Genomic DNA, 7,889 nt, shown 5'->3' on the forward strand with positions numbered 1-7,889 from the left:
CCAGCCTGTCGTAAGTGTTTATCAGGTCGCCGTATTTTTTTAAGGGGTTTTGCGGCGAGACAACCAGCCAAACCTTATCAAGCGCGGTGTAGTTAGCCATGTAGTTGGCAATAATTAAATGCCCTATATGAATGGGATTAAAAGAACCAAATAGTAAGCCTATCTTCATTCTTGCTGATGGGTTAATAGTTTATGGATCATAGCAGGTCGAACACTAGCTAACGAAAAAATGCAATCATTGCATCAAACTTAGAACTGCAAACTCCCGCCTATGAAATTGGCTACCAACTCCCTGGCCTCTTTGCAAGCCGTTTCAAGATCGTGATTTTTAAGGATAATATCAAACTGGGGCGCATAATTCAGTTCTTTTTCTGCTTTAGCAAAACGTTCCTGTAGTTTTTCGGCACTATCAGTACCGCGGCCGGTCAGTCTTTCTATCAAAACCTCTAACGATGGCGGCTGTACAAATATAGCCAGGGCCTGTTCGCCGTATTTACGTTTAAGGTGCATACCGCCCTCTACATCAATATCAAAAATAACGGTTTTGCCTTTTGCCCAGATGCGCTCAATCTCGGTACGCAGGGTGCCATAGAAAGTGCCTGTATAAACCTCTTCAAACTCAACGAATTGTTTTTTGGCTATACGGTGGGTAAACTCGGGCAGGCTGATGAAGTAATAGTCTTTACCGTCCTGTTCGTCGCCGCGCGGCTGCCTTGTGGTGGCCGAAATGGAAAATTCCAATTCGGGCATCTGGCGCAGCAGGTGTTGCACAATGGTGGTTTTGCCTGCGCCCGACGGGGCCGAAAATATAACGAGTTTGCCTTCTGGGGTCATTAGTTCATCAGTTCATTAGCTCATTAGTTCATTGGTGAAAAGTTTACAATGTTTGCCGCAAAGCAAACCAATAAACTAATGAACCACTGAACCAATAAACTATAATACGTTTAACAGTTGTTCTTTAATTTTTTCCAGCTCTTCTTTCATGCCTACCACCAGCTTTTGCATAGCAGCATCATTTGCTTTTGAGCCAAGGGTGTTTATTTCACGGCCGATCTCCTGCGAGATGAAGCCCAGCTTTTTGCCATTGGCATCAGCATTTTTAAGGGTTTCAATAAAGTAATCGCAGTGGCTTTTTAACCTTATTTTTTCTTCGGTGATGTCAAGCTTATCTATGTAATAGATTAGCTCCTGCTCAAAGCGGTTTTTGTCGATACTCTCGGCACCTACGGCTTCGCTTAAAAACTGGTTTAGGCGCTCGCGTATAACCGGTACACGCTTTGGCTCTTCAACTTCAACCAGTTCCAGGTTTTTCAGGATAATACCAATGCGCATTTTAATGTCCTGCTCTAAAACATTACCCTCATCGGTCCTGAACTGCTGAAAAGCAGCCATAGCCTGCTGAAAGGTTTTTTCAACCAATTTCCATTCATCATCAGATACGGTGTCTTCTTCGTATTTAACAACTTCGGGTAAACCTAAGGCCAATTGCAGCAGGTTGCCACCCGGTTCGTTCAGCTCATCACTTACGCTTTTTAGCTGGTTATAGTAATGTTTAAGCAATTCGCGGTCGATACCGGCTGCTTTTACATTTGAGTTGGCCTGCTCAACATTGATGGAAAGGTTTACCTTACCACGATCGATCTGCTTGCTGCAATCGTTACGCAGTTGAAATTCCTTTTCAGAGAATATTTTGGGCAGGCGCAGGGAGAGTTCAAGAAACTTACTGTTCAGAGATTTGATCTCGACGGTATATTTTGTTTTGCCGGAGTCATAGCTGGCAATTCCATACCCTGTCATGGATTTTATCATGTGCAAAGATAATATTTTAGATTATAGATTTGAGATATGAGATGTGAGATTAGTTTGGGCTTGTAACTAATCTCCAATCACTAACCTCTAACCACTAAGTTTAACACTTTTTCACATTTTAAGCCGTATACATTTTATAAGTTTACTGCGTTAAATATAGATGCTCTTGAAGTTTATAATTGCCTGCTTACTAAGCCTGTTTTGTTTTACATTTTTTGCGTCTGCGCAGCAGGTGATGATAAAAGGGGCTGTTTATAAAAGGATCTCATCAGAAAGACTTTCGGAAGTATTTATTACAAACCTGCGTACCAAGGGTGTTGCCATTGGCGACCAACTGGGCGGCTTTAGCATCAATGCTGCCGTTGGCGATACCTTATTATTTACCAAAAAAGGGTATACCCCGCAAAAGCAGCAGGCATCAAATTACGGTATGGTGGTTTATATGCAGCCCGAAGTGCAATTGGGTGAGGTTCGTGTTTTAGGCCAAACAAAAAAGCAGGAACTGAACGAAATCATGAACGATTATCGTAAAAAAGGCACTTATTATAATGGGAGCCCGCCGGCCTTAGCTGCGATTGCATCGCCAATAACGGGCCTTTATGAACTTTTTGGAAAAACCCCGCAGCGGGCCAAGCGTTTTGCCGCCTTCACAAAAGGCGAGCTGGAAGCAACAGAGGTTGACAGGAGGTACAATAAATTTTTTATAATGAGGGTAACCGGTTTAACAGCAGCCGACAGCACCACGATCAAGCAGTTTATGGGATACTACAAGCCATCGTATGAAGACCTGAAAATATGGGGCGATTATGACCTGATCCAAAAAACTAAGATACAATACGAATATTTTAAGAAGAATGGTGATCACCCAACTTTGCAGAAGTTGTATTAAGAGTTGGTGTGAGTGGTTGCTTGAGCTATTGGTGAGTAGTTTTATCCAATCAATTCGAAATTGAACATCCGAAATCCAAATTAAATCCCCAGCGCAGTGCAGGCCTTTTCGGCGGCTAATTTTTCGGCATTCTTTTTACTGAACTCTTTGCCAGATCCCATTATCTCGCCATCAATACTGGCTTGTATGGTAAATAGTTTAGCGCTTTCGCCTTCCTGGTTCTCTATCACATCAAAGCTGATATCCTTACCGTGGCGCTGGCACCACTCAATAAGTTTACTCTTAAAGTTGGTTTCGGTTTGCTCAAGCGTGTGGATGTCGATGTGCGATTTGATGATGTGGTTCACCAAAAAATTACGGGTAAAATCATATCCTTTATCCAGGTAAACAGCACCAATAAGCGCTTCAAAGGCATCGCCAAGCAGGGAGCCCTGCCTGCCAGAGTTTAGTATTTTGGTATCAAACTCAATCAGTTTATCAAAGCCCAGCTTGCGGCCAAGCTGGTTAAGGTTGTTACGGCTCACAATTTTTGAGCGTAATTCGGTTAAAAACCCTTCATCCTCGTAAGGGTATAGCTTAAAAAGTACTTCGGCCACTACGCTGCCCAATACGGCATCGCCCAAAAACTCAAGGCGCTCGTTACTATTTTTTACACCCTTACGGATGTTTTGCGCAACAGACTTATGCCTGAAGGCCAACCGGTATAACGACAAATTGCCCGGTACAAAACCGAGCAAATTTTTTAAAACCTTAACGTATTTTCTATTTGGCGAAAGGTATAGCTTATAAAAGCGGCTAATTGGCATCCAACGAGATTATTGCTGGTACTTTTTAAATATAACTGAAGCATTGTGGCCACCAAAACCGAAGCCATTGCTTTGCGCTACATTAACTACGCGTTTTTGAGCCTTGTTAAATGTAAAGTTAATCCTTGGGTCAAACGCCGGGTCGTCAGTAAAATGGTTGATGGTTGGCGGGATGATATCATTCTGAATTGCCAGGATAGAGGCAATTGCTTCAACAGCACCGGCAGCACCAAGTAAATGGCCTGTCATTGATTTTGTTGAGCTGATGTTGATATCATATACCCTGCTGCCAAAGGCATCAGTTATCGCTTTTACTTCCTGCGGGTCGCCAATTGGGGTTGATGTGCCGTGAACATTCACATAGTCGATATCGGCCGGGGTTAACCCTGCGTCTTCTAACGCGGCTTTCATTACCAGTGATGCACCTAAACCATCAGGGTGAGGGGCTGTCATGTGGTAAGCATCGGCACTCATGCCACCGCCAACCATTTCAGCATAAATTTTAGCACCGCGTTTAAGGGCGTGGCCTAATTCTTCTAAAATAATTGTACCCGCGCCTTCGCCGGCAACAAAACCATCCCTGTCCAGATCAAACGGACGTGAGGCAGTTGCAGGGTCATCGTTACGGGTTGATAGGGCATGCATAGCGTTAAAACCGCCAATACCAGCCTCGTTTATGATAGCTTCAGAACCGCCGGTAATAAACATGTTTGCTTTACCAAGGCGCAGATAATTAAAAGCATCGATAAGCGAGTTGTTTGATGATGCACATGCGGATACCGTAGTGAAATTTGGCCCGCGTAAACCATATTTTATAGAGATATGGCCAGGTGCAATGTCGGCTATCATTTTTGGGATAAAGAACGGGTTAAACTTAGGTGTACCATCGCCTTTGGCAAAATTCACAACCTCGTCTAAAAACGTTTTTAAACCACCAATGCCCGATCCCCAGATAACGCCAATGCGGCTGGTATCCAGTTTCTCGAAATCTAATCCGGCATCTTTAACAGCTTCCTCTGTAGAAAATAAAGCGTATTGTACAAACGGGTCAAGTTTACGAGCCTCTTTCCGGCCCAAAAAACCTTCCGCGTCAAATCCCTTTACTTCACAGGCAAATTTAGTTTTGAATTTTTCAACATCAAAACTCTTAATAAAGGCAGCGCCGCTTACCCCATTAATAAGGCTGTTCCAATACTCAGGTACAGTATTACCAATCGGAGTAAGCGCTCCAAGCCCGGTTACTACAACTCTTTTAAACTCCATTTAACAGTTTTAGGGAGCTAATTAAGCTTTAACGTTTTTTTCTAAGTAAGCAACAGCCTGGCCAACAGTACCAATGGTTTCTGCCTGGTCGTCAGGGATTGCAACGTTAAATTCTTTTTCAAACTCCATGATTAATTCCACGGTGTCTAAAGAGTCAGCACCAAGATCGTTGGTGAAGCTTGCTTCTGGTGTAACTTCACTTTCGTCAACACCCAGTTTTTCCACGATAATAGCTTTTACTCTTGAAGCGATATCAGACATAGTCTTTATAGTTTAATGATTAATAAATTCAGTGCAAAGAAAAATAAATTATGTTAAATATCAAATCTAAAAACTTTGACAATATTGTGTAAACAATTAATTGTGGCAAAAGGTTTCAGTATGGGTTTTTAACCGGCGTAAAAGTAATGATTTTGAGTAGAACTATTAAAGTTTAATATCTATTTTGAATTTATAGTAATAAAGTTACATGATGGGGTTGTATCTGCCTAATTATTAGGAAAGTACAAATTTTATTAAAGGCATTGTATAAAGCCTGCCTGCACAAATGATATTACACAAAGACGCAAAATTTTATCGAAACCGACTTGGCGTCTCCGCGTCTTTGCGCGAAAAACCTAAACTTACTTCTACATTGTAATATGTAACTCCTTATAAAATATTCGGCACTTTATATCATCAACCGTTTATTTTAAATGAGTCCAACAAAAATTCATGGTATTGATTGCGTTTTGTATTTTTACCACCTTATTAATGTAAATGGTTTTGAACAGGAAAGTTTTAAAGTTTGAGATCGATCTGGATTTTGTATTGATAGCCATCACCACATCTTTAAAAGATTACCGGATATGCTACTATATAAACAAATGTTTAAATTTTAATTTTACCCGGGTCGACGACCTCTCATTAGATACCAGTATTAACGGCGCCCCGCTGCTGTTTTCGCTGTACCGCTATAGTTGGGAAACTACCGAAACCGACTTTTATTTTATTGGAAATAAGGGAAGTGACAGCTATTTGGTGCCCGAAATGCGCGAGGTGGATTATTTTATCATGATAAAGAATTATATTGATGATACCGACCTGGAAAACATGATTTCGGCCCTGAATAAGATGCCCGAGATTGTTGCCGCGGTAAAGATTGACCCGAAAAAAATAAAATCACGCGAAAATCTATTATTTTAGCGGAAATTTAGATGTGTAATTAATACACAATACTGTAATATAGCCTGAATTTAACCTGAAAATATGAAATTTTACTATAATCGTACTAAGATTGTTGCTACTATGGGCCCCGCCTCAGCAAAAAAAGAAGTGTTGCTGTCGATGATCAGGGCTGGATTAAATGTGTGCCGATTAAATTTTTCGCACGGTAAACCTGAGGATCACAAGAAATTTGTTGACCTGATCCGTGAGATAAATGCTGAATATAAAACAAACGTGGGTATCCTTGCCGATTTGCAGGGCCCTAAAATTCGTATAGGCCTGGTAAAAGATGGCGGTATACACCTTATTAATGGTACCCGTATCAATATTACCACCCACGAGTGTATTGGCGACGACAGCCAGATCTACATTACTTATGAAACCTTCCCGCAGGATGTACAGGCTAACGAGATCATCTTGTTAGATGATGGTAAACTGCAATTAAAAGTTATTGAAACCAACCGTAAAGACACCGTTATTTGCGAGGTTGTACATGGTGGTATATTAACATCACGCAAAGGTGTTAACCTCCCAAATACAAAAGTATCTATCCCAAGCTTAACGCCCGAGGATCTGGAAAACCTTAAATATGCCTTAGAATGGGATGTTGATTGGGTGGGCCTTTCTTTTGTACGTACCGGCCAGGATATCATCGACCTGAAACGCATCATCCGCGAAAGCGGTAAACAGTCGCGTGTTATTGCCAAGGTTGAAAAACCGGAAGCTATTGATAACATCGACGAGATCATCGCCGCTACAGATGCCGTAATGATTGCCCGTGGCGACCTTGGTGTTGAGTGCCCGCTTGAAGAAGTGCCTTTGCTGCAAAAAATGATAGCCCGCAAATGCCGTGATGCATCAAAACCGGTTATTGTTGCTACGCAGATGCTTGAATCGATGATTACCACCCCACGCCCAACCCGCGCAGAGGTTAACGACGTAGCCAACTCTGTACTGGATGGCGCTGATGCAGTGATGCTGAGCGGTGAAACATCGGTAGGTGAGTTCCCGGTTATTGTTATCGAAACGATGGCTAAGATAGTACGTAACGTTGAAGACCTGGGTTACCCGTTCAACGCGTCAAAATTAGAGAATACAGACCAGGCATCTGTTAATTACCTGAGCGATGCACTTTGCGGTTCGGCGGTATATTTAGCCGAGCATACCAACGCGAAAGGTATTGTGAGTATGACGGTTAGCGGTTACACCGCGTTCGAAATTTCGAGCTACCGCCCTAAAGCAGGTACTTATATCTTTACATCAAACAAGCAGTTGCTTAACGCGCTTAGCCTTGTATGGGGCGTAAGGGCTTTCTACTACGACAAGGCCGAAAGCACCGACCAAACTATTGCCGATGTAAACAACATCCTTAAAGAAGAGCAATTGCTTAATGCAGGCGATGTGGTTATTAATACTGCTGCCGTGCCAATTGTTAAAAAAGGTAAAACCAATATGCTTAAAGTAAGCGTTATTGAGTAATAGTGATTAAAGGTTAGTGACTGGAGATTAGTTTCCGGTCGTTTATATATACAAAAGAGGGTTATGCTGAATGCATAACCCTCTTTTGTTTTGGCTATATTTTAATTCCCTCCCCCGGGAGGGTAGGGAGGGGTTAATGAATATTCGGGTGACCGCTAACCCCTTCCTCCTCCTTCCCCAAGGAAGGAATCGCACAAGCCATCGCTGCTTGACAGGCCCAATCAACCAATCACTAACCTCTAATCACCTTATTTAGCCTTTTCCTTCTCTATGTAACTTTTAGGATCAAGCGCGGCAGGTGCCCATCCCTGAAAAAACTCCATCACTTTGGCTTTGCTGTGGCCTTTACCTTCTTCCAGGTAACCCGAGTTTTGCGTATGCAGGCGGGTGCCTTTACCATCAAGCACAACAAACACCGGGAAACCGAAACGCTGCGG

9 protein-coding genes and 1 pseudogene are annotated in these 7,889 nt (G+C 42.4%); 3 read left to right on the top strand and 7 right to left on the bottom strand.

The window, feature by feature from the left end:
- The 3 genes from WC615_RS21640 to WC615_RS21650 all read right to left on the bottom strand — a co-directional run.
- Positions 1 to 169 (bottom strand): nicotinate-nicotinamide nucleotide adenylyltransferase (locus WC615_RS21640; protein ID WP_372980141.1); only part of this gene is annotated, 169 nt, incomplete at its 3' end.
- A gap of 80 nt (positions 170 to 249) precedes the next feature.
- Positions 250 to 834: a guanylate kinase gene (gene gmk, locus WC615_RS21645; RefSeq protein WP_372980134.1), complete on the bottom strand. Its 585-nt coding sequence runs from the start codon at positions 832 to 834 to the stop codon at positions 250 to 252.
- A gap of 99 nt (positions 835 to 933) precedes the next feature.
- On the bottom strand, positions 934 to 1,809 hold the full coding sequence (locus WC615_RS21650; protein WP_372980135.1) for a YicC/YloC family endoribonuclease: 876 nt from the start codon (positions 1,807 to 1,809) through the stop codon (positions 934 to 936).
- 166 nt (positions 1,810 to 1,975) lie between these two features.
- On the opposite strand from WC615_RS21650, the gene WC615_RS21655 reads away from it, so the two are divergent.
- Positions 1,976 to 2,698 carry a hypothetical protein gene (locus WC615_RS21655; protein ID WP_372980136.1) on the top strand — a complete coding sequence of 241 codons (723 nt, stop codon included), beginning with the start codon at positions 1,976 to 1,978 and terminating at the stop codon, positions 2,696 to 2,698.
- A gap of 80 nt (positions 2,699 to 2,778) precedes the next feature.
- Here WC615_RS21655 and rnc read toward each other — a convergent pair whose 3' ends face one another.
- From rnc to WC615_RS21670, 3 genes are read right to left on the bottom strand one after another with little or no spacing between them, the layout of a single operon-like run.
- Positions 2,779 to 3,504: a ribonuclease III gene (rnc, locus tag WC615_RS21660; protein ID WP_372980137.1), complete on the bottom strand. Its 726-nt coding sequence runs from the start codon at positions 3,502 to 3,504 to the stop codon at positions 2,779 to 2,781.
- 9 nt (positions 3,505 to 3,513) lie between these two features.
- Positions 3,514 to 4,767, bottom strand: coding sequence for a beta-ketoacyl-ACP synthase II (fabF, locus tag WC615_RS21665; protein WP_372980138.1), 1,254 nt, complete (start codon positions 4,765 to 4,767; stop codon positions 3,514 to 3,516).
- A gap of 21 nt (positions 4,768 to 4,788) precedes the next feature.
- The gene (locus WC615_RS21670) at positions 4,789 to 5,028 is read right to left on the bottom strand and encodes an acyl carrier protein (RefSeq protein WP_067058906.1); all 240 of its coding nucleotides are present in this window, start codon (positions 5,026 to 5,028) and stop codon (positions 4,789 to 4,791) included.
- Positions 5,029 to 5,526: 498 nt separating this feature from the next.
- On the opposite strand from WC615_RS21670, the gene WC615_RS21675 reads away from it, so the two are divergent.
- On the top strand, positions 5,527 to 5,952 hold the full coding sequence (locus WC615_RS21675) for an IPExxxVDY family protein (RefSeq protein WP_372980139.1): 426 nt from the start codon (positions 5,527 to 5,529) through the stop codon (positions 5,950 to 5,952).
- Between the two features lie 63 nt (positions 5,953 to 6,015).
- A complete protein-coding gene (pyk, locus tag WC615_RS21680; RefSeq protein WP_372980140.1) occupies positions 6,016 to 7,452 on the top strand; it encodes a pyruvate kinase in 1,437 nt (478 codons plus the stop codon).
- 248 nt (positions 7,453 to 7,700) lie between these two features.
- On the opposite strand, the pseudogene WC615_RS21685 reads toward pyk, so the two are convergent.
- A pseudogene (locus tag WC615_RS21685) lies at positions 7,701 to 7,889 on the bottom strand (thioredoxin family protein); the annotation flags it as partial.

This window comes from Mucilaginibacter sp., assembly GCF_041663085.1.
Lineage (GTDB): Bacteria > Bacteroidota > Bacteroidia > Sphingobacteriales > Sphingobacteriaceae > Mucilaginibacter.

Bases quoted from the DNA above. Each gene is read 5' to 3' on its own strand.
- gmk (WP_372980134.1), bottom strand. From the start codon at position 834: ATGACCCCAGAAGGCAAACTCGTTATATTTTCGGCCCCGTCGGGCGCA.
- WC615_RS21650 (WP_372980135.1), bottom strand. From the start codon at position 1,809: ATGATAAAATCCATGACAGGGTATGGAATTGCCAGCTATGACTCCGGC.
- rnc (WP_372980137.1), bottom strand. From the start codon at position 3,504: ATGCCAATTAGCCGCTTTTATAAGCTATACCTTTCGCCAAATAGAAAA.
- fabF (WP_372980138.1), bottom strand. From the start codon at position 4,767: ATGGAGTTTAAAAGAGTTGTAGTAACCGGGCTTGGAGCGCTTACTCCG.
- WC615_RS21670 (WP_067058906.1), bottom strand. From the start codon at position 5,028: ATGTCTGATATCGCTTCAAGAGTAAAAGCTATTATCGTGGAAAAACTG.
- WC615_RS21675 (WP_372980139.1), top strand. From the start codon at position 5,527: ATGGTTTTGAACAGGAAAGTTTTAAAGTTTGAGATCGATCTGGATTTT.
- pyk (WP_372980140.1), top strand. From the start codon at position 6,016: ATGAAATTTTACTATAATCGTACTAAGATTGTTGCTACTATGGGCCCC.